This is a genomic window from Paraburkholderia nemoris (genome assembly GCF_905221015.1).
In the GTDB taxonomy this organism is placed as follows: domain Bacteria; phylum Pseudomonadota; class Gammaproteobacteria; order Burkholderiales; family Burkholderiaceae; genus Paraburkholderia; species Paraburkholderia nemoris.
The window spans coordinates 313,262-334,947 of sequence record NZ_CAJNBO010000007.1; the positions used below are offsets into that span (position 1 = coordinate 313,262).

Here is a 21,686-nt window from a genome sequence, read left to right on the forward strand (position 1 = left end):
TTCCTTATGCCTTTTCGACCTTGACGAGGAACGACTTGAATTCCGGTGTTTGCGAATTCCCGTCGCCCACGGAAGGCGTCAGCGTATTGACGAGATAGCCCGGTTTCGCGAGCCCCTTGAAGCCCCAATGCAAGGGCAAGCCGACCGTCTGGACCTTTTTCCCTTCGATCATCAGCGGTTTGATCCGCTTGGTGACGAGCGCCACGGCGATGATGTGTCCGCGATTGGACGACACCTTCACGCGATCCCCCGCGACCACGCCCACCTCCTTCGCCAGATCCTCGCCGATCTCCACGAACTGTTGCGGCTGCACGATCGCGTTCAAACGCGTGCTTGGTCCAGTAGTGGAAATGCTCGGTCAGACGATACGTGGTGGCCGTATGCGGGAAGTTTTCATGCGTGCCGAAAGCAGCCCGATCGTCCGGGAACACGCGCGCCGCCGGACTGCTGACGACCGCCTTGTTATTCGGATGCAACGGGTTATAGCCGAGCGGCGTTTCAAACGGTTCGTAGTGCTCGGGGAATGGCCCCTCCACCAGACCGTCGCGCGAGAAGAAGCGCGCCACGCCCTCCGCATTCATGATGAACGGATTCATGCCGTTTTCAGGCGGCTCGTCCACCTTGAAGTCGGGAATGTCCGCACCGCTCCACGTCTTGCCGTTCCACGCGATCAGCTTGCGCGTGGAGTCGAACGGTTTGCCGCTGACGTCGCACGAAGCGCGGTTGTACAGAATCCGCCGGTTCGCCGGCCACGCCCACGCCCAGTTCAACGTATTGCCGATACCAGTCGGGTCCGAGTTGTCGCGACGGCCCATCTGGTTACCCGCCTGAGTCCATGCACCGCAGAAGATCCAGCAACCGCTCGCGGTGCTGCCGTCGTCGCGAAGCTGCGCGAAGCCGGCCAGTTGCTCGCCCTTCTTCGCGAGCACCTTGGTTTTGTCGGTGGCGTCGGTCACATCGGCGAGCGCCTTGCCGTTGAACTCCATGGCGATTTCTTCAGGCGTCGGGCTTTCCGGATCGGAGTAAGGCCAACTCATCTTGAGAATCGGATCGGGATACTTGCCGCCGTTCTCCTTATAAGCCTTACGAATGCGCAGCCACAGCCCCGACATGATCTCGAGGTCGCTCTTCGCTTCGCCCGGGCCATCCGCGCCCTGCCAGTGCCACTGCAACACGCGGCTGGAACTGACCAGCGAGCCGCGCTCTTCGGCGAAACACGTAGTGGGCAGACGGAAAACTTCCGTTTGAATCGTCGACGGATCCACGTTGTTAAACTCGCCGAAGTTCTTCCAGAACTCCGACGTTTCGGTGGCGAGCGGATCCATGATGACGAGCCACTTCAGCCTGGCCAGACTCGCGCCGATCTTCGCCTTGTTCGGCGCCGCGGCGAGCGGGTTGAAGCCCTGCGCGATGTAGCCGGTCATCTTGCCTTGATTCATCAGCTCGAAGACCTGCAGCATGTCGTATGACTTATCGAGCTTCGGCAGATAGTCATAGCCGAAGTTGTTCTCGGCGGTCGCGTTATCGCCCCACCACGACTTCATGAAGCTGACGTGAAACGCGCGGTAGTTGCGCCAGTAGCTCAACTGGTTCGGCCGCAACGGCTGGCTCGCGCGCTTCGTGATGAAGGTGTCGAAGTCCTGCTCGGCTTCCATCGGCAGCGTCATGTAGCCCGGCAACAGGTTCGACATCAAACCCAGGTCGGTCAAACCCTGAATGTTCGAGTGACCGCGCAGCGCGTTCATGCCGCCGCCCGCAATGCCGATGTTGCCCAGCAGCAATTGCACCATCGCGCCGGTGCGGATGATCTGCGCGCCGATCGAGTGATGCGTCCAGCCGAGCGCGTACAGGATCGTGCCGGCACGCCCCGGAACAGCTGTGGACGCCAGCATCTCGCACACCTTGAGGAATTTGTCCTTCGGCGTACCGCAGGTCCGTTCGACCTGTTCGGGCGTATAGCGCGAGTAGTGCTGCTTCATCAGCTGGTAGACGCAGCGCGGGTGCTGCAGCGTCGGGTCGATTTTGGCGTAACCGTCGTCGCCGATCTCGTAGTCCCACGTGCTCTTGTCGTAGCTGCGTTTATCCGCGTCGTAGCCGGAATACAGGCCGTCCGTGAACGAGAAATCCTCGCGCACGATGAACGGCATATCCGTGTAATTCTTGACGTACTCGTGCTGAATCTTGTCGTTGGTGAGCAAATAGTTGATCACCCCGCCCAGGAACACAATGTCCGAGCCGGTGCGAATCTGCGCGTAGTAATCCGCGACCGAGGCCGTGCGCGTAAAGCGCGGATCGACCACGACCAACCTTGCCTTGCGATGCGCCTTCGCTTCCGTGACCCACTTGAAACCGCACGGGTGCGCTTCGGCCGCATTGCCGCCCATCACGAGAATCACATCCGCGTTCTTGATGTCGACCCAATGGTTCGTCATCGCTCCACGGCCAAACGTCGGGGCAAGACCTGCCACCGTCGGGCCGTGTCAAACACGTGCTTGATTATCGAATGCGAGCATGCCAAGACTGCGGACAGTCTTGTGCGTCAAATATCCCACTTCATTGCTACCGGCCGATGCTGCGAGCATGCCGGTGGTCAGCCAGCGGTTGACCTTCTTGCCGTCTTCCGTCGTCTCGACGAAATTGGCATCGCGGTCTTCCTTCATCAGTTTGGCGATACGATCGAGCGCGTCTTCCCAGGAAATCCGCTTCCATTCATTCGATCCAGCCGCGCGGTACTCCGGATACTTCAGACGGCTCGGACTGTGAATGAAGTCGATCAGGCTCGCGCCCTTCGGGCACAACGTGCCGCGGTTCACCGGATGATCGGGATCGCCTTCGATGTGGATGATGCTGGACTTTGCATTCTTGGCGTTGTCGCCAAGTCCGTACATCAGGATGCCGCAGCCCACCGAACAGTACGGGCAGGTGTTGCGGGTTTCGGTTGTGCGCGACAGTTTGTACTGACGAACCTCGGCCAGCGCGGGTGCCGGAGAGAAGCCCATGAGGGCCAAACTTGATCCGGCGAGCGTGGTGGCGGAGACCTTCAGAAACTGTCGCCGGGACATGTGGGTCATGTAATGGCCTCGGCTCTTTTTGGGATACTAATAACGATTATAGAGGCCGATATGAAGTCCTGCAGCCAGACTGCCCATCTCTTTAAAGTTGTTAAATATGAAGCGCTGCAGCCGGTTTAACGGAAGCAGCACTATTCCTCTTGCATCAGTTGATTGCGTCCGCAACGACCCGCGCCGCGGGCGCCCGCTCTCCAGCGCCGCGCGCGAACAACCGCCATAATGTGGTCATTCGAAGCCTGAAATCCGCGCCACACATGACCGACACCCTCCCCGCCGCAAACCCTTCGCCCCGCCTGACCAGCCTGTCGCACGGCGGCGGCTGCGGCTGCAAGATCGCTCCTGGCCTGCTCGCCGACCTGCTCAAGCGCAGCGCGCCGCTGCCGTTCTTTCCCGACCTGCTGGTCGGCAACGATACCGCCGACGACGCCGCCGTCTACCGGCTCAACGACGAGCAGGCGATCGTCGCCACCACCGATTTCTTCATGCCGATCGTCGACGACCCGTTCGACTTCGGCCGCATTGCTGCAACCAATGCGCTGTCCGACGTCTACGCCATGGGCGGCAAGCCGATCATGGCGCTGGCGATCGTCGGCATGCCGATCAATGTGCTGCCGCACGACGTGATCGCGGCGGTGTTAAAGGGTGGCGAGTCCGTCTGCGCCGAAGCCGGCATTCCTCTCGCCGGCGGTCACTCGATCGATTCGATGGAGCCCATCTATGGCCTCGTTGCGATCGGCGTGGTCGATCCGCGGCGTGTCAAACGCAATGCCGGTGCGCGGGCGGGCGACGTGCTGATCCTCGGCAAGCCGCTGGGCGTGGGCGTGCTGTCGGCGGCGTTGAAAAAGGATCGGCTCGATTCAAACGGCTATGCCGCGATGATCGCGGCCACGACCAAGCTCAACCGGCCGGGCGCCGCGCTGTCCACGCTCGACGGCGTGCATGCCCTCACGGACATCACCGGTTTCGGCTTGCTGGGCCATACGCTGGAATTGGCCCGCGGTTCGAATCTGACCGCCCGCGTGCGCTATGCGGATCTGCCCTGGCTGCCGGACGTGGTCAGCTTCGCGGAAGCCGGCATTTTTACCGGCGCTTCGGGGCGCAACTGGGACGCTTACGGCAAGGACATTGTTTTGCCTTCCTCATTGCCGTCGACGGCCCGTACCCTGCTCACCGATCCGCAAACCTCCGGCGGCCTGCTGGTTTCATGCGCGCCGGAAGTAGTCGACGAGGTGCTCGCCCTGTTCCGTGCCGACGGTTTCCATGAGGCGTGCGTGATCGGCGAAATGGTCAGCGGAGACAAGCAAGTCGAAGTTAGCTGAGTCGCGCGCGGGTTTCATCGGCGAGGCGAAGTTAGGCGAGGCGCAGGTCCAGAAAGCAGGGCTGCGCGGCTCGCCAGCCGGTATTCACCGCGCATGCGATAATTTCGCTTCCCCCGCTGGTCCGTTTCGTCCGTAACCCCTTGAAAAACCTACTCGTCAGCCTCGATCAAGCCGGTGATTTCGATGAAATCATCGACGTGCGCACGCCTCTGGAATTCGCCGAAGACCACATCCCCGGCGCGCTCAACGCACCTGTGCTGAGCAACGAAGAGCGTGTTCTGGTCGGCACAACTTACAAGCAGGTCTCACCGTTCGAAGGCACGCGGATCGGCGCGGCGCTGGTTGCGCGCAACATCGCGCACCACCTGGAAACCACCTTCGCCGACCGGCCACGCAACTGGCGGCCGCTAATCTATTGCTGGCGCGGCGGGAAACGTTCGGGTTCGGTCACGACGCTGTTCAATATGATCGGCTGGCCGGCACGTCAGCTGGATGGCGGCTATAAAAGCTATCGGCGCGCGACGCTGGACACCCTCGAGACGTTACCGAAGAAGTTCAACTACATCGCACTAGTGGGCCCGACCGGCAGCGGCAAGACGCGCCTGCTCGAAGCGCTGCGCCGGGCGGGCGCGCAGACGCTGGATCTCGAAGCGCTGGCCGCCCATCGCGGCTCGCTGCTCGGCGCATGGGCAGGAATTGAGCAGCCGTCGCAAAAGCTCTTCGACACGCTGCTGGTGACCGCCCTGCGCACATTCGATCCCAAACGGCCGGTGTTCGTCGAAGCGGAGAGCCGGCGGATCGGTTCGATTGCGCTGCCGCTCGCGCTCCTCGACACGTTTCATCAGGGCGCTTGCGTCGAAGTGCTATCGAGCCACGAAGACCGCGCGGCGTTCCTGCTGCATGACTATGCGCATCTGTTCGACGATCCTGAATCGTTGAAAGCGCAGTTGCAGAAGATGATCGGTTTGCATAGCCGCGAACGTGTCACGGCATGGCAACACCTCGTCGATGAAAATAGCCAGGCCGAGCTCGCGCGCGAGCTGATCGAACGGCACTATGATCCAGCGTATGCGCGCAGCAGCCATCAGCATTTCGTGCAATTACCGCAGGCGTTGCAAATGAATTTTCGGCCCAACGACGCCGATGTCGTTGAGCAGGCAAAAGCCCTGCTTGCCCAACTCGATAACAGCGCACTCGCCGTCATCTGACTAAAAACTAACGTTCAAGACCATCCACTATGCAATCAACCCTTCGGCAGCCCCGTGTCGCCCTCGGCTGGATCGTGTTCCTGCTGATCGCCGTCGTCGGACTCTTTTATGTGAAGTGGTTTCCGTACTACAACCGGGCGTTCGTCGCCGCGAGTCAGCATTCCATCGGCAAGTCGATCCTGATGGGCACGGCGTCGAGCGCGCCTGCGGCCTCGTGGCAGGCCGCCTTCGATTACGCGCTGGCCTACGGCAAGGCGATCTGGCAAGCCATGGTGCTAGGGCTTCTGCTGGGCTCGGCGGTGCAGGCGCTGATTCCGCCTCAGTGGGTTGCACGCGCGCTCGGCCGGACCGATTTCAGCAGCGTGGTGAAGGGCGGCCTGATGTCGTTGCCGGGCATGATGTGCACGTGCTGCGCGGCGCCGGTCGTGGCCGGCTTGCGCGCCCGTCAGGCCGCACCGGGCGCGGCGATCGCGTTCTGGCTGGGCAATACTGCTTTGAACCCGGCCACGCTGATTTTCATGGGCTTCGTGCTCGGCTGGCAATGGATGGGCTTGCGGCTCGCCCTCGGCCTCGTGATGGTGTTCGGCCTCGGCTATCTGGTGAACCGCATGGTCACGCCGAAGGAAGCCGAAGCGTCGCGCGAAGCCATGGCGCAACTCGTCACCACGGATGACCCAGGCACTGCGTTCACACGCTGGGTGAAAATCCTCGGAACAATGACGCTGCGGCTGATTCCCGAATACATTGTCCTGGTGCTGATTCTCGGCGCCGCGCGAGCATGGCTGTTCCCGCACATCGGACCCAGCATCGATAACAGCCTGCTGTGGATCGTCGCTTTGGCGATCGCCGGAACCTTGTTCGTGATTCCGACCGCGGGCGAAGTGCCGATCATTCAGGCCATGCTCTCCTTCGGCATGGCCGCCGGTCCGGCTGGCGCATTGCTGATGACGCTGCCGCTGATCAGCGTACCGTCGATGGCCATGCTTGGGCGCTCGTTCCCCAGGCGCGTGCTGACGGTGGTGGCGCTGGCGGTCGTGGTTTGCGGGGTGGTCAGCGGGTTGCTGGCTATTGCATTGGGGTTTTAAAGCATGAAACGTATTGCAGCATTTGCAGCGACGAGCTGGTCGGCCGCAGCCCTTCTTTACTTCGGACAGCATTCGGTAGCGCTGATCGTGGTAAGCGGGGTTGTCGTGCTGGCCGGCTTCGACCTGCTCCGTCCCTGACGCGATCTACGTCGGACGAATCGTCGCCGACTCGAGCGTCGTCCTGCGACGCGCGCCGATCAGCGCGGCCAGAGCCGTGCCGATGCCCAACGCAAACAGGCACGCCGTCGGCACCAGCATCGGCGCGACATGGCTGTGCGCCACCTTGCCGACATAAGGCATCAGGTTCTGCCCGGCAAAGCCGCCGAGATTGCCGATCGCATTGATTGCCGCCACGCTCGCCGCGGCCCTTGCGCCGGAGAAGAACCGCGGGGGCAGCGACCAGAAGCACGGATAGAGCAAGGGGATGCACGCCCCGCCCAGACACAGCGCAGCAAAACGCAGCGACGCCGTCGGCAGAACGAGACTCGACGCAAAGCAAACGACGCCGATGCCGGCCACCACGCTCATCGCCTTCAACACGACGCGCTCACGCTTGAGCTTGCCGGGCAGCCACAGCAGAAGCAGTGTCGCGAGCGCCCACGGAATCATGTTCAGCAGACCGTTCAGCGACGACGACACGCCATCGCTTTTCAGCAGCGTTGGCATCCAGTAGGTCACCCCGTATAACGACGTCGACATCAGCATGTACGTCAACGCGAACATCAGAACCTTCGGATCGAGCAACGCGCCCCAGGGCCGCGTCGCCTTGGCGTCATCCGACGCTTCGCGCTTGAGCGCGGCGATGACGACGTCCTTCTCCTGCTGCGAAAGGAACGGCGCCTCCTGCACCGAATTCGGCAAGAATTTGAGCGCGACGAACGCAATCAGAATGGCGGGAATGCCGGTGGCGATAAACACCCACTGCCAGCCCGCGAAGCCCCACGTGCCGCCCAACGTCAGCAGAAGACCGCCGACCAGCGAGCCCAGCATGTTGGCGAGCGAACTGCCCAGCGTGAAGAACCCCAGCACCTTGGTGCGATAGCTTTGCGGGAACCACTGCGTGAGGTAGTAGATGACGCCGGGATAAAAGCCGGCTTCGGCAACGCCCAGCGCGAAGCGAAAGGAATAGAAGACGGGCAGCGAGCGCGCGAACGCCATCAGCACCGTGACCACGCCCCAGGTCATCATGATGCGCGCGAGCCAGGTCCGCGCGCCGAAGCGATGCAACGCCAGCGTGCTGGGGACCTCGAAGATGAGGTAACCGATGAAGAACAGCGAGGCGCCCAGCCCGTATGACGCTTCCGTCATGCCGAGGGCGTGCACCATCTCCAGCTTCGCGAAACCGACGTTCTGGCGGTCGATAAATGAAATCAGAAACATGACGATCAGAAGCGGCATCAGCCGCCACGCCATCTTTCTCATTACCTGCTGCTCAAATCCTGCCTGCGTAGACATGTCCGCTCCGGTTTTCTCGCCGGCCGCCTTCGATACTCGCTTCGCGGCATGGCAGCCGCTACGTCGAGGGACATTGAGGGAACGGCCAGATTGATGTAGTCATATATATGTTTATATGAACTGGCATCGGACACCATGGGGTGATACCCGGATAGGCGCGTGCGTCCCCAGCGATCCTGGCGGCGCTGTGTTCAAAAAAGCGGGATGAGGTTGAAGCGGATCAACTCCGCGGCATTCCAACGGGTCACCGACTCAGCGGATTTCCACCTGGTACTGAAACGTCGTGGCGGCGCCGCGCGTGCTACGCCATTCAAACGGCGTGCCTGCGAAATCTGACGCAACACGCTGGACCTGAATGACAGGGCTGCCGACCGCTACGTCGAGCAGCGAGGTATCGTCGGATGTGGCTTGTTCTACTCTTAAGATTTCCGTAGCGGACGCCACGATCTGCCGGCAAAGACGCTCATACAACGGATACAGCAAGTCCTCGAAATCGCCGAGCGGCAACGTGGCTAGGGGTTCGAAACGCGCACGCGGCAACCAGATTTCTTCCGACAGAACCGCCTGGCCTTCGATCAGGCGCACACGCGAGAGGTGGATCGCTTTCTCAGAGGCTTTCATGCCCAAAGTCGAGCGAATTTCTTCGCCGGGTTTCACGATCTCGCGCTTGAGCACGCGCGCGGTCGGCCGCACCGGCTCGCCGTCGCGCGACTTGAAACGGAAGAAGCGAAATAGCGACGAATCGAAACGGGGCCGGCGAATAAATGTGCCCTTGCCCTGGCTGCGCGTGAGTACACCGTCGACAACGAGCAGATCGATCGCTTTACGAACCGTGCCAGTGGAGACGTTATAGAACTGCCCCAACTCCGCCTCAGTGGCGATGGGTTCCTCCAGCGCCCATTCGCCCGCGGCAATCCGGCCAACCAGGTCGTCACGCAATTGCTGATAACGGGGCAACCGACCATCCGGCTTGGTCACGAAAGAGGTTGCGTCCATAGTATTCATATAGTTGTTCAGAGGAGTAACTACTGTACAACATCCCACAACGGCAACGTGAGCAAGGGTTAATACTCAATGACTTTTGGCGGCTTTGCGACCACCATTCATACAGTCATATATATGACTACATGATAAGCACGACGGAGACGGCTATGTTCACGTGGTACAAGCAAGGCACGCCCCTCGAACGCAACACCTTCTGGGGGTGCTTTGCGGGTTGGGGACTCGACGCGCTAGACGTGCAGATGTTCACCCTGGCCATTCCCGCGATCATTGCCGCGTACGGCATCGACCATACGCAGGCCGGAGCGATCAGCAGCGTGACGTTGATATCTTCGGCGCTCGGCGGTTGGATCGCAGGGGCGTTATCGGACCGCATCGGACGCGTCCGGACCTTGCAGATGACGATCCTCTGGTTCGCCGGTTTCACCTTTCTCTGCGCGTTCGCACAAAACTTCCCGCAACTCCTGGTTCTCAAGGCGTTGCAAGGATTCGGATTCGGCGGAGAGTGGGCGGCAGGTGCGGTATTGATGGCGGAAACCATTCGCACCGAACACCGCGGCAAGGCGATGGGTGCCGTGCAAAGCGCCTGGGCGGTCGGCTGGGGCGCGGCCGTGCTGGTGTATGCCGCGGCGTTCTCCTGGTTGCCGTCGGACACCGCATGGCGCGTGATGTTCGCCGTCGGCCTCGTGCCGGCCGGCCTGGTGCTATTCGTCCGGCGCAATCTGAAGGAGCCGGCACGCGTCGCGCCGGCAAGCGCTGCTCCCAAGGTCTCGGTGCTCGGGCAGATAACCCAGGTCTTCCAGCCGCGTGTGCTCCGGACCACCGTGATCGGCGCCGTGCTGGGCACCGGCGCGCATGGCGGGTACTACGCGATCATGACCTGGCTGCCCACCTTCCTCGCCAAAGAAAGGCACCTGTCGGTTCTGAACACCGGTGGCTATCTGGCGGTCGTCATCGTGGCTTTCTGGTGCGGCTGCATGGCGAGTGCCTATCTGCTCGATCGTATTGGTCGGCGGCGCAACGTCGCCCTCTTCGCGTTCTGCTGCATCGTTACGGTTCTCGCCTACGTGATGCTGCCGCTGACCAATACGCAAATGCTCGTACTGGGCTTCCCACTCGGCCTGTTCGCCGCGGGCATCCCAGCGAGTCTCGGCCCGCTTTTCAACGAGTTGTACCCGGCTGACATGCGCGGCACAGGCGTCGGATTCTGCTACAACTTCGGACGGATCGCCTCGGCGGGCTTCCCCGTGCTCGTCGGCTACATGAGTCATTCGATGTCGCTCGGTATGGCAATCGGAATCGACGCGGCCATTGCTTACGGTCTCGCGATGATCGCTGTGTTGCTGCTTCCTGAGACGCGCGGCAAACGTCTGCGTGGCGTGGTGCCTGAATCGGCACCCGATGCCGTCGACAACGCGCGATTGACCCTGGACCCGCCGCGGGGCTGACCATGAGTACTCCCGTATCCCTCGCTCAGTCTCACTCCTGCCGCGTGGACACCCACGCGCACGTCTTCGAGAGAGGCTTGCCGCTCACGGATAGCCGGCGCTACGCGCCTGCCTACGACGCAACGCTCGATGCGTATTTGCAACTGCTGAACACGCACGACATCGGGCGTGCGGTTCTGGTGCAGCCGAGTTTTCTCGGGACGGACAATCGCTACCTGCTGCAAGCACTGTCGCAAGACACGCATCGCTTAAGGGGCGTCGCGGTCGTTGCGCCCGATGCTTCAGAGGAAGCGCTGGCCGAGCTGCATCGTCAAGGCGTAACCGGCATACGGCTCAATCTGATCGAGCAGTCGTTGCCGGATCTGGGCGCGAAATCGTGGACGCCGTTGCTCGAACGATTATCAAGGCTGGGTTGGCACGTCGAACTGCACCGGAATGCGCAGGACCTGGCACCGATGCTCGACCGCTTGCTCGAAGCCGGCCTGCCCGTGGTCGTCGATCATTTCGGACGCCCCGACCCGGAGAAAGGTATTCACGATCCTGGCTTCAAGACCTTGCTCGGTTACGGCGGAACCGGCCGCGTGTGGGTCAAGGTCTCGGGCGCGTACCGATGTGCGGTTCCGGGTTCGGGTTTTGTGCATGAGGCGACGAGCCAGCTTGTCGAACACTTCGGCGCTGAGCGGCTGATGTGGGGGAGCGACTGGCCCCATACTCAGTACGAACAGGTGATGAACTACGGCCAGTCGTTATCGACGCTATTGGAACTCGGCCTGGATGCGGCGATGGTTGACGCGATTCTATGCACGACCCCCGCGTTGTTTTACGGATTCGAACAGCGAACGAATCACGCTGTGGCTAAATACGGGCAATACGAAGGGGAGAAACGGACAGGACAGCCGCACGATGATGAAGTGCGACGATGTGATGCGAGAACATGACAGTAGGCGAAAGCGGAGCCGCTTTCGTCTACGTCACATATGCGTTGGTAGGCTCGATTGGATTCGAACCAACGACCCCCACCATGTCAAGGTGGTGCTCTAACCAACTGAGCTACGAGCCTTTAGAGGCGCGAATTATAGAGACTCCGGACGCGTCGCACAAGCCCTGCAGGGCAAGTATGTTTGCCGACACGTGTCCGTCGGTTCGTTGCGTGGTTCGTCGTTCAACTCGCTTCAGTTCGTCAACACCCACTCGGTCTGCGCGTCCAGCGGAAAAACCGGTCGCTTCACGTGTTCGAACTTGAACAGCCCGTAATCCGAACTCGTCACGCCACGGCTATCGCACTCCACCAGGCCGGCGGCGATCGGCACAAAAACCGGTCGGCAGTACATGCGTGATTTGAGCAACAGGAAACGCGCGCGGCGCGGATCGATGCCGACGCTCTCGAATACGCCGAGGTCCCATGGTTCGTGCGTGCGCTCGGTCATCACGAGCTTGATCGTACCGGTGTCGAGCACGGCCGCGCGCCCCATGAACGCACGCTGGCCTGTATAGGTCGGACCACTGATCACGTATTCACCATCGGTCAGCGCACGCACTACCCCGGTGACGGCAACCGGTGGCCGCGGCGTCACCGCGCTGCTTGCAACCTTGTTGCCTATCGTCACCGTCACCGTGCTGCCGACACCCGCGGCCATCAGCGCCGCGACGGCCTGCGGATCGCACAATGGGCCGCTTACGACCCCTTCGAGCTTCTGCTTAAGCGCTTCCTCGAGCAGGTCCATCGTGTCGCACGTGCCGCCCGACATGCAGTTGTCGCCGTGATCGAGCAACAGCACCGGTTTGTCCGCGCCCTGTGCGAGCGCTGCGGCGTGTGCGACCGACTCCGCCAGCGGCGCGCTGCGATAAACGAAATCCTCGCGCTCGTTCCAGATCTGTCGCGCGATGCGCTCCGCAACGGTTTCCGCTTGCGCACGCTCGCCGTTCGCCACTACCACGACGCTGATACATGGCGCCTTGATATCGGCGAGCGAGAAGCCGGACAGCACCGACACGGCAAGCACGCCATCGACCTCTGCCGCGCGTGCGGCGTCTACGGCGCGCTTCATCGCGTCTTCGGCCGTCGCGCTGCGCAGCGTATGCGTGAGCAGCGGCGGCTGGCGCCATGCGATCACCGGCTTCGCCCTGCCGTGGACCAAATCGAACAACAGACGCGCCGCATGCGCGCCGGTCTCGTACATGTCGACGTGCGGATAGGTTTTGAAACTGACGATCACGTCGGCGTTGTCGATCATCTTCTGCGTGACGTTGCCATGCAGATCGAGTGCGACTGCAATCGGCGCGTTCGGCAGCGCGGCGCGCACGCGTTCCAGCAAATCGCCTTCACCGTCGTTCGTATTCTCGGCGACCATTGCGCCGTGCAGGTCGAGCATCACGGCATCGCAATCCGTTGCGGCCGCAACGATTGCATCGCAGATCGCGTCGTACGCGGCGGCTTCGACCGGTCCGCTCGGATTCGCCGATGCGGAAATAGGTGTCACGATCCCGGCATGCTCGCGCTCGGCTGCATCGATGAACGCGGCCATTGCCGTCTGCATACCCTTGTTCTCGTTGAACGCCTCTTCGCCATAGCTCGGGCCATTGCGACCAAACGCTGCAAGCGGCGTGGCCACCGGCGAGAACGTGTTGGTCTCGTGGTTCATCCTTGCAATCAGGACTTTCATGCTGCCGTGCCCTCCGCCGTTTGCGCGGCGTTCAGCATCGCCTGCAATAGCACGTTGCAGCCGGCTTCCAGATGGTCCGCGCGCGCGTCTTCGATTTCGTTGTGGCTGATGCCGTCCTTGCACGGCACGAAGATCATGGCTGCGGGGGCGACGCGTGCGAGATAGACGGCGTCGTGGCCCGCGCCGCTGATGACACCCATCGACGAAAAGCCGAGCATGTCTGCGCCCTGCTGAACCGCGGCGACCAGATCCGCCGCGAACGGTTGGGGTGGGAAATACACCACTTGTTCGACGTCGACCGAGATGCCGGCCTTCTCACCCGCAGTTGCGCAGGCAGCGCGTAGTGCGGCATCCATCTCGGTGAGCGAGGCATCGTCAGCGGCCCGCAGATCGACCGTCAGGGTCACGCGGCCTGGAATCACGTTGCGCGAATTCGGATGCACGTCGAGCCAGCCGACCGTGCCGCGTCCATGCGGCGCGTGATCGAGGGCAATGCGATTCACCGCGTGAATCAGATCCGCCGCGACGAGCAATGCGTCGCGGCGCAGTTCCATCGGTGTAGGCCCAGCGTGCGCTTCCATGCCGTGCACTGTCACGTCGTACCAGCGCTGACCTAACGCGCCTTGTACGACGCCGATCGTCGTGTCATGCGCCTCCAGCACCGGCCCTTGTTCGATATGCGCTTCGAGATACGCGCCGACTGCATGGGGCTTGCCGCTGTCGCCCGCATAACCGATTGACGCAAGCGCGTCGCCCACCGAAACGCCCTCGCGATCGCGTTGTTCGAGCGCATGCTCCAACGTGAACGCACCGGCGAACACGCCCGAGCCCATCATCACCGGCACAAAACGTGAGCCCTCTTCATTGGTCCACACCGCGACTTCCAGCGGCGCGAGCGTCCGCACGTTGGCGTCAGCCAATGTGCGCAACACTTCAAGACCAGCCAGCACGCCGTAATTGCCGTCGAACTTGCCGCCTGTGGGCTGCGTATCGATGTGGCTACCGGTCATCACCGGCGGCAGGTCGTCACGCAAACCCGCGCGACGCGCGAAGATATTGCCGATCGCGTCGATCCGCACGCTGCAGTCAATCTCCTTCGCCCACGCGATAAAGAGGTCGCGCGCCTCGCGATCCAGGTCAGTCAACGCGAGCCGGCATACACCGCCTTTTTCCGTCGCGCCGATTTGCGCGAGTTGCATGAGACTGTCCCAGAGCCGTGCGCCGTCGACACGCAGATCAGCGAGCGTCGCGACGGTTGTTGATTCATGAACTTGCATCGATGCTTCCTCGTAATGAAGACAGCGTGGGCATCAGACGACGCCCACGCCCAGATAACGGTCCTTGATCGAATCGTCGGCGGCGAAGGATGCGTTATCGCCTTCGTAGACGATCACGCCTTGTTCGATGATGTAGTGACGATCCGCGAGTTGTGTGCAGACTTCCAGGTTCTGCTCGACCAGCAGAATCGCGACGCCCGCTTCACGGATCAGTTTGAGTTGCGCGACGATCTCTTCGACGATCACTGGCGCGAGACCTTCAACCGGTTCGTCGAGCATCAGCAATCGCGGATGATTCATCAACGCACGACCGATCGCGAGCATCTGCTGTTCGCCGCCGGAGAGTTGTGCGCCACCGTTCGTGCGCCGCTCTTTCAGGCGCGGAAATATGCGGTAGATGTCGTCGAGTTGCCACGGCGAATCCTTGCGCGCGCCGAGCCTTAGGTTTTCTTCGACGGTCAGCAAACGAAAGACACCGCGATGTTCGGGCACGAAGCACGCGCCGCGCGAAGCGATCTTGTGCGGCGGCATGCCACTGATTGTCATGCCGTTGAACGTCACCGTACCGCGCTGCGGTGTGACGACGCCGGCAACGGCCTTGAGCGTGGTCGACTTACCTGCGCCGTTACGGCCCAACAGCGTGACCGTCTCACCATCGCTGATTTGCAAGGACACACCTTGCAGGATGTGACTCTTGCCGTAGAAGCCGTGAATTTGCTGGACGTCCAGAATCATGCGCGGCCTCCAGTGATCATGTTGCCGAGATAGGCGCTGCGTACACGCTCGTCGCCGCGAATATCGTCCGGGCGCCCTTCCACCAGCACGCGTCCCTGCTGCATGACGGTGATCGTGTCGGAGATGTCCATCACGATGCCCATGTTGTGTTCGATCAGCACGACGGTGTAATCGTCGCGCAGGCCACGGATCAACTGCTTCATGTCGTCGAGGTCGTCGATGCCCATGCCGGAAGTCGGCTCATCCAGAAAGATCGCCTTGGGCCGCGCAGCAAGCGCCATGCCGACTTCGAGCCGCCGCTGCTGACCATGCGACAGCGCGCCCGCCGGCACCTCGCTAAAGCGCTGCAACGCGAGGCGTTCAAGCACACTGTCGACCGTGTCCGCGTGAGTAAGTGCGCCATGCGGCGGCGTCCATGCGTTCAACGCACGCACCGCGTCGACACCTTGCGCGGCAAGCCGCAGATTTTCGCGCACGCTCAGATTGGCGAACAGGCTCGTCACCTGGAACGAACGCGCGACGCCGCGACGCACGCGTTTATGGTCCGGCTCATGCGTCACGTCGTGACCGTCGAAGATGATCTTCCCGTCGGTGATGGGCAACGTGCCCGTCAACACGTGAAACAGCGTCGTTTTGCCCGCGCCATTCGGACCGATCACTGAGTGCACGGTGCGTGGCATGACGCGCAGATTGACTTCGGCGAGCGCCGTGAATTTGCCATATCGCTTCACCACGCCGCTCGCTTGCAGAATCGCTTCGCTCATACGCGCTCCCTGGTTGCGTGGTTGCCTGCGCTGGTGCCTGCATCGTTGTCAGCGTCGGTTGGTCGGTCGCGCCGCAGCGCCTGCCAGATTCGTTCGCCCAAACCCCATAGCCCGCGCTGCATGAAAAGGCTAACGGCGATCAGCACGATGCCGAGCAGCAGCAGCCAGCGGGGCCATAGCGTGGACAACCAGTCGGCGAACAGCACATAGAAAGCCGCGCCCAGCACCGACGCGAACAGATTGCCGGTGCCACCGATCACCGTCATCACGAGAATCATCTCGCTCGTGTGGTAATCGATATTGGACAGCGGCGCGATGCCGGTCATCAGCGCGTGTAACGCGCCAGCGAGGCCCGTCACCGCGCCGGAGATCACGAACGCCATGAGCTTGAATCGTTTGACGTCATAGCCGACTGCGGCCGCACGCGCCTCGTTGTCGCGGATCGCCAGCAACGTGCGTCCGAATACCGAGTGCGAGACACGCATCAGCAACCAGAACACCACAAGGAACAGCACGGCAACGAAAGCGTAGTACTGCCACGGCGAAGTCAACGGCACGAGTGCCTTGCCGAATAACCCCAGCGCCGGGCGTGGGATGTCGAGCAAACCGTTGTCACCTCCGGTCAGATCGGGCGTGGTGTAGGCAAGGAAGTAGAACAACTGCCCAAATGCGAGCGTCAACATGACGAAGTACGTGCCGCGTTGACGAATCGAAAACCAGCCGACGAGCGCAGCAGCAGCCCCGCCGATCACGATCGCGGCAAGGAGCGCCACGGGTATCGGCATCGCCGTTTTGGTAAGGACGAGGCCCGCGCAATAACTGCCGAGTCCGAAGAAAATGCCCTGCCCGAAAGAGAGCAAACCCGTATGACCGAGCAGCAGATTGCAACCGAGTGCGGCGAGCGCGAACACCAGTACTTCCGTGGCTAACGATCCGGAACGCAGCGTCAGCGGCAATACACACACGACCAGTAATGCAAGCAACAGGAAGCGATAGCGGTGCAATGCGTGCTTCAAGCTGCGTTGAGCCGGCCGGGAAGATGCGTCGTGAACACCAGGTTTCGAGGTATCGATCATGCTGCTCTCCCGAGCAGGCCATTCGGCCGTAGCAGCAGCACGGCGGCCATCGCGACATAAATCATCAGCCGTGCGCCTTCCGGCCACAACGTACTCATCACGCTCTGTACGATGCCGACCAGCAACCCGCCTACCAAAGCACCCAGAAAATTACCCATTCCGCCGACTACCACCACGACGAACGCGACGCTGAGCGCCTCGATGCCCATGAACGGATCGACACCACGAATTGGTGCGGCGAGCACACCGGCCAGAGCGGCAGTGGCGGCGCCCAGCGCGAACACCAGGCTGAAAACGCGCATCACGTTGATGCCAAGAAGCGACACCATTTCCGTCGATTCACTGCCGGCGCGCACCGCGCTACCGAGCCGTGTGCCCTCCAGCACCCACCACAACAGCGCAGCCAGCACGGCTGTGAAGCCGATCACAAACAGGCGGTACTTCGGATACACGAAACTGCCCCAGATCACCACGCCGTTCAGCATGTCGGGAACCGGCACGTTGTCGCCGAGCGGACCCCAGATCAAGATCGCACATTCCTGCACGACGAGGGCGAGACCAACCGTCACGAGAATATGAAACTCATGCTGTTGCGCGTAGACGTGCCGCAAAATCAGCTTCTCGACGATCCAAGCAAGCGCGCCGACGACGATTGGCACGACGACAAGTGCGGTCCAGAAATTCATCGACCACTGCATTGCCTGATAGCAGAAGTACGCGCCAAGCAGATAGAACGCACCGTGCGCGAAATTCACGAAGCGCAGCAGGCCGAACACGATCGACAAGCCGACCGCGAGCAGGAAATACAGCATTCCCACTCCGATGCCGTTGACGATCTGCAGGAGATAAACGTTCATGGCGTCCGTCTAAAGGGTGTAGCGATGGAGTGCCGCTAATGAGCGTGCCGCGTTGCCTGCGGCACGGATGCATCAAGCCATCTTGCAGCCGGTCTTGTCGAGCGGGAGGAACGACTGGCCGGAGCTCACGATATCCGCGTAGTCGTCGGCGTTTTTCATCTTGTTCTTCGCCTTGCCCTTCAACAGATAATAGTTCTTCAGTACCTGATGGTCGCCCTTGCGGACTTCCTCCGGCCCGGTCAAGCCGTCGTATTTCATCCCCTCGAGCGTTGCGACCACCTTCTTCGGATCGACTGTGCCCGCTTTCACGATGCCGTCGAGCAGGATCTTTGTGCAAATATAAGAGCCCGCGAGACTGTAGTTGGGATTGGCCTTGAACGCGGCATTGCTGCGTTTGACGAGATCGCGATTGAGCGGCGAGTCGATGTCGTGCCAGTACTGTGCGCCGAAATAGACGCCTTCGCACAGGTCCGCACCGAGCGATTCGAACTGCTCGAGGCCGGAAGCCCACGCGAGCAGAATCGTGCAATTGTTCTTCATGCCGAAGCTCACGGCCTGGCGCAACGTATCGGACGATTGCGAACCGAAGTTGAGAATCAGCAGAACGTCAGGCTTCGCGGCGACTGCATTCGTCAGATAGCCGCTGAATTCCTTCTCGTTGAGCGAGTGGTAACTATTGCCCACGTGCTCAATGCCCTTCTCCTTGAAAATCGCCTTGGCCGCGGATAGCAAACCGTCGCCGAATACGTATTGCGGCGTGATGGTGTACCAGCGTTTTGCTTTCGGCATCATCTGGATCAACGGGCGCACGGTCTGTTCGATCGCGCCGTAGGTCGGCACGGACCAGCGGAAAGTCGCGTCGTTGCAGTCCTTGCCGGTGATTTCGTCCGCACCTGCTGTGGTGATAAAGATGCCGCCGGCTTTCTGGACTTCCTTACCCATCGCCAAAGCTTCGGAGGACAAAATACCGCCAGCAAAGAAGCGTGCATTCTTCTGCTGCGCGATTTCCTGCACTCGACGCACGGCTGTCGCGGGTTTGCCTTCCGTATCGAGCGTCGTGTACGCGAGCGGTTGACCGAGTACCTTGCCGTACTGCTCGATAGCGAGCTTCATGCCGAGGTCGGCATACTTGCCGTTCGCCGCGAACGGGCCCGACATCGGCACCGGACAGGCGAACTGCAAGGTCCCGGCCTGCGCGAACGCGCTACGCGCGACCAGCGAACCCAACGTCCCCGGAACGGCCGACAACGCGGCCAGCTTCAACATATTTCGGCGATTCAAAATGACGCTCCTTAGGAAAGAGACACGCACTGACCGACTGCGAAACTGAAAGACTGCGCGAGCGACGACGAAAGCCTGCTGGCCGCCGAGAAGTTTTCCACCACACCGGCTTTGTTCTATTTATCATGATAAATAGGTTGGACTCGATCGTAGGTACAATAAATTCGAGTGTCAATAAGGCAAAATTCCTGGCGGCAGCGGCACGGCTTTCCGTGCCATGACGGGCCCGGCGGCCCGTCGAAAGCGTGCAGGACAGAACTGGGAGTAACGAAGATGACCATCGACCGCGCCAAGGCTGGCGCCGCGATTGAGATCAAGCAGCAAAAGCGCGGCGATCTGGTCGCCGAGGAGATCAAGCGGCTCATCACGGAGAAAGACCTGAAACCGGGTGACCGCCTGCCACGCGAGGTGGAACTGCAGCAGCTCTTTTCGGTGAGCAAGAGCACGATTCGCGAGGCGCTGAAGTCGCTTGAGGTGCAAGGTCTCATCAAGGTGACCACGGGCCCAAGCGGCGGCGGCATGGTGGTTGAAGTGCCGCTTGATCGCACGCTACAGCTCTTGCAGAACTACCTGTTCTTCAAGGATGTATCGATCGACGATATTTACACCGTGCGTAAATTGCTGGAGCCCGAGCTGGCGGCGGGTGCGGTGCCGCATCTGACGGAGCAGGACTTCGAGGCGCTCGAAGCAAGCATTGCGTGCTGCGACCGGCCGGCTTCGTCACATGGCGGACAGGACATCGTTCGTCAACGTCAGGAAGACGTCAATTTTCACGACATCCTCGCGGCGGCAAATCCCAATCCGTTCCTGCGGTTCAGTTGCGAGTTGATCAACGAAATGATCCGGCAATTGATCGAGTTTCGTAACGACACGCCGCAGGTCGAACATGAACGTTTCGGTCTCGCCAACGTGAAGATTCACAAAGCGATCACGAAAGCAGCGCGCGAACGTGACGTGGAGAAGGTGCGCGAACTGATGGTGGTTCACATGACCGAAGCGCCTCGCTATGTGAAGCGGATGAAGGGCAAGTTGCGTGGCCGGCTGATTCTCGATTCGGAGATTCGCCGACGCGTGAGGGCGCGCAGTGTGGCGCCGACGGATGAGCCGGATCAGGAGTGACGCCGATTTGACGGGTGCTGCGGCTGGACGGCGCGGCGCTTGCAACGGAATGTGGGTTGCTTGCCTAGATCGGAAGTGTACTAACGGTGTGTCAACAATCGACCGAACCGCCGGACACAACGGCCAGGCGGGGCCGGTATGTCCGGTCGCCATGATGCGGGACCCGGTAGTTCGAGAGGCTGTCCGATTCGATACTGCGACAAAACGAGGAGAACCGGAAAAACCGTGCAATCTAGATGAAAGCTCGGGTGCTCCGATCAATCTATGCCGATTGGCTCAAGACAGCCATCCCACCGCTTTCGACGACCAAATTGGGGTGTGGTAGCCGCGGAATAAGGGCTCAACCTTTTACCGCCCGCGCCGTTATTGCATCTGCACAGGCATAACACTGGACCGTCATGGCACAACCTATTCCGTTTTCCCGCAAAACTGGCGCTGCACGTGCTCGGCATGACAAAGCCATGCTGTTGCCCATCGCACGGCAGGTCGCCGACGACCTTGCCCTGCGCGTGCATCTGGCGCTCGACGCCTTGCGCCGGGGTGCCGGCAGCACGAGCGATGCGCAAACGCTCACGCAAGTCATGCTGTTGACGGGTTTTCTGGCTGAATCGGGTTTTGGCTCGACGACAGCCGAACAGATCGGTGCGGCGGAGAGAGCGGTGTCGGCGGTTTTCGATATCGGCCGTGAGACCGGCGAGTGGAGATTGGACAGCGCAGGGTTCGCGCTTTTCGCCGAAATCGCATCGAACTACGATCGGCAACTGCACAGCGCGCCCCTTTGGGCGATCACCGACGCCAGTGAACGACTTGACCGCTTCACCGCAGGCTTGTCGTATCAGACGCCGGTGCGGAAAAGGGCTTAAACGGATGGGATGATGCTGGACGGTGAGGGGAGTACCGTCGGCGATTTTGCGACATTACTGATAGGAATTACGCCGGCAGAGCAGGATCCCCCCGGACAGGCGTCTGACGGCGGGGATGTTTTCCGCGGCCTGTTTTCGTGCCGGTAAACGCAGAAACCCCACCTTTTCGGGGTGGGGTTTCTGGTCTTGCTGGGGAGCCTGACGATTACCTACTTTCACACGGGAATCCGCACTATCATCGGCGTGGAGTCGTTTCACGGTCCTGTTCGGGATGGGAAGGGGTGGGACCGACTCGCTATGGTCATCAGGCATGACTTGTTGTCGTACTGCGGGGTTTGAGGCCCTGGGCAATACAACCAATCTGGAAGAAGTAGTTTCTGGTGATGCTCACCAGAGGGGGTTGTGTTGTTTCTGGCACAACACTGATCACTCAACCGTGCGTGGTGTCCTGCCCCCTTCGGGG

Annotated in this window: 17 protein-coding genes, 1 tRNA gene, 1 rRNA gene and 1 pseudogene; 8 read left to right on the forward strand and 12 right to left on the reverse strand. The window is 61.2% G+C overall.

From position 1 onward, the window contains the following. Window positions 1–4 precede the first annotated feature (4 nt). Window positions 5–3,071 (reverse strand): annotated as a pseudogene (fdnG, locus tag KHO33_RS13725) (formate dehydrogenase-N subunit alpha). A gap of 254 nt (window positions 3,072–3,325) precedes the next feature. On the opposite strand from fdnG, the gene selD reads away from it, so the two are divergent. The 4 genes from selD (at window position 3,326) to KHO33_RS42610 (ending at window position 6,821) form a co-directional block, all read left to right on the forward strand. Continuing rightward, window positions 3,326–4,390, forward strand: a complete 1,065-nt coding sequence (gene selD / locus KHO33_RS13730) for a selenide, water dikinase SelD (protein ID WP_200565793.1) — start codon at window positions 3,326–3,328, stop codon at window positions 4,388–4,390. Between the two features lie 140 nt (window positions 4,391–4,530). Next, window positions 4,531–5,598, forward strand: coding sequence for a tRNA 2-selenouridine(34) synthase MnmH (gene mnmH / locus KHO33_RS13735; RefSeq protein WP_200565794.1), 1,068 nt, complete (start codon window positions 4,531–4,533; stop codon window positions 5,596–5,598). A 29-nt stretch (window positions 5,599–5,627) separates the two neighbouring features. Beyond that, window positions 5,628–6,683, forward strand: a complete 1,056-nt coding sequence (locus tag KHO33_RS13740; protein WP_200565795.1) for a permease — start codon at window positions 5,628–5,630, stop codon at window positions 6,681–6,683. Window positions 6,684–6,686: 3 nt separating this feature from the next. Next, a complete protein-coding gene (locus tag KHO33_RS42610; protein ID WP_266212432.1) occupies window positions 6,687–6,821 on the forward strand; it encodes a hypothetical protein in 135 nt (44 codons plus the stop codon). Between the two features lie 6 nt (window positions 6,822–6,827). Here KHO33_RS42610 and KHO33_RS13745 read toward each other — a convergent pair whose 3' ends face one another. Beyond that, the gene (locus tag KHO33_RS13745) at window positions 6,828–8,138 is read right to left on the reverse strand and encodes an MFS transporter (RefSeq protein ID WP_200565796.1); all 1,311 of its coding nucleotides are present in this window, start codon (window positions 8,136–8,138) and stop codon (window positions 6,828–6,830) included. A gap of 252 nt (window positions 8,139–8,390) precedes the next feature. Beyond that, the gene (locus KHO33_RS13750; RefSeq protein ID WP_054036973.1) at window positions 8,391–9,134 is read right to left on the reverse strand and encodes a GntR family transcriptional regulator; all 744 of its coding nucleotides are present in this window, start codon (window positions 9,132–9,134) and stop codon (window positions 8,391–8,393) included. Between the two features lie 155 nt (window positions 9,135–9,289). On the opposite strand from KHO33_RS13750, the gene KHO33_RS13755 reads away from it, so the two are divergent. Together KHO33_RS13755 and KHO33_RS13760 are read left to right on the forward strand one after the other, a co-directional pair. Continuing rightward, complete coding sequence (locus tag KHO33_RS13755) at window positions 9,290–10,588, forward strand: MFS transporter (RefSeq protein ID WP_054037020.1); 1,299 nt, start codon at window positions 9,290–9,292, stop codon at window positions 10,586–10,588. Window positions 10,589–10,590: 2 nt separating this feature from the next. Then, the gene (locus KHO33_RS13760) at window positions 10,591–11,526 is read left to right on the forward strand and encodes an amidohydrolase family protein (RefSeq protein ID WP_200565797.1); all 936 of its coding nucleotides are present in this window, start codon (window positions 10,591–10,593) and stop codon (window positions 11,524–11,526) included. 45 nt (window positions 11,527–11,571) lie between these two features. Here the strand turns inward: KHO33_RS13760 and KHO33_RS13765 are convergent. From KHO33_RS13765 to KHO33_RS13800, 8 genes are all read right to left on the reverse strand, one after another. Continuing rightward, a tRNA-Val gene (locus tag KHO33_RS13765) sits at window positions 11,572–11,648 on the reverse strand. A gap of 112 nt (window positions 11,649–11,760) precedes the next feature. After that, window positions 11,761–13,251 carry a M81 family metallopeptidase gene (locus KHO33_RS13770; protein ID WP_054036975.1) on the reverse strand — a complete coding sequence of 497 codons (1,491 nt, stop codon included), beginning with the start codon at window positions 13,249–13,251 and terminating at the stop codon, window positions 11,761–11,763. Beyond that, window positions 13,248–14,528, reverse strand: coding sequence for a Zn-dependent hydrolase (locus tag KHO33_RS13775; RefSeq protein WP_200565798.1), 1,281 nt, complete (start codon window positions 14,526–14,528; stop codon window positions 13,248–13,250). Before KHO33_RS13775 ends, KHO33_RS13770 begins: the two co-directional genes overlap by 4 nt. 33 nt (window positions 14,529–14,561) lie before the next feature. After that, window positions 14,562–15,263, reverse strand: coding sequence for an ABC transporter ATP-binding protein (locus tag KHO33_RS13780; protein ID WP_200565799.1), 702 nt, complete (start codon window positions 15,261–15,263; stop codon window positions 14,562–14,564). Next, on the reverse strand, window positions 15,260–16,027 hold the full coding sequence (locus tag KHO33_RS13785; RefSeq protein ID WP_200565800.1) for an ABC transporter ATP-binding protein: 768 nt from the start codon (window positions 16,025–16,027) through the stop codon (window positions 15,260–15,262). Before KHO33_RS13785 ends, KHO33_RS13780 begins: the two co-directional genes overlap by 4 nt. Beyond that, window positions 16,024–17,103 carry a branched-chain amino acid ABC transporter permease gene (locus tag KHO33_RS13790; RefSeq protein ID WP_054036981.1) on the reverse strand — a complete coding sequence of 360 codons (1,080 nt, stop codon included), beginning with the start codon at window positions 17,101–17,103 and terminating at the stop codon, window positions 16,024–16,026. The genes KHO33_RS13785 and KHO33_RS13790 overlap by 4 nt, the downstream gene beginning before the upstream one ends. After that, window positions 17,100–17,960 (reverse strand): branched-chain amino acid ABC transporter permease, encoded by an 861-nt coding sequence (locus KHO33_RS13795; RefSeq protein WP_054036982.1) that lies wholly within the window; start codon window positions 17,958–17,960, stop codon window positions 17,100–17,102. The genes KHO33_RS13790 and KHO33_RS13795 overlap by 4 nt, the downstream gene beginning before the upstream one ends. 72 nt (window positions 17,961–18,032) lie before the next feature. Beyond that, complete coding sequence (locus KHO33_RS13800) at window positions 18,033–19,241, reverse strand: ABC transporter substrate-binding protein (RefSeq protein WP_200565801.1); 1,209 nt, start codon at window positions 19,239–19,241, stop codon at window positions 18,033–18,035. A gap of 273 nt (window positions 19,242–19,514) precedes the next feature. Between KHO33_RS13800 and KHO33_RS13805 the strand changes: the two genes are divergently transcribed. After that, complete coding sequence (locus KHO33_RS13805) at window positions 19,515–20,360, forward strand: FadR/GntR family transcriptional regulator (protein ID WP_054036984.1); 846 nt, start codon at window positions 19,515–19,517, stop codon at window positions 20,358–20,360. Between the two features lie 398 nt (window positions 20,361–20,758). After that, window positions 20,759–21,223, forward strand: a complete 465-nt coding sequence (locus tag KHO33_RS13810; RefSeq protein WP_054036986.1) for a hypothetical protein — start codon at window positions 20,759–20,761, stop codon at window positions 21,221–21,223. Between the two features lie 196 nt (window positions 21,224–21,419). Here KHO33_RS13810 and rrf read toward each other — a convergent pair. Continuing rightward, window positions 21,420–21,532: ribosomal RNA gene (gene rrf / locus KHO33_RS13815) — 5S ribosomal RNA — on the reverse strand. Window positions 21,533–21,686: the final 154 nt, after the last annotated feature.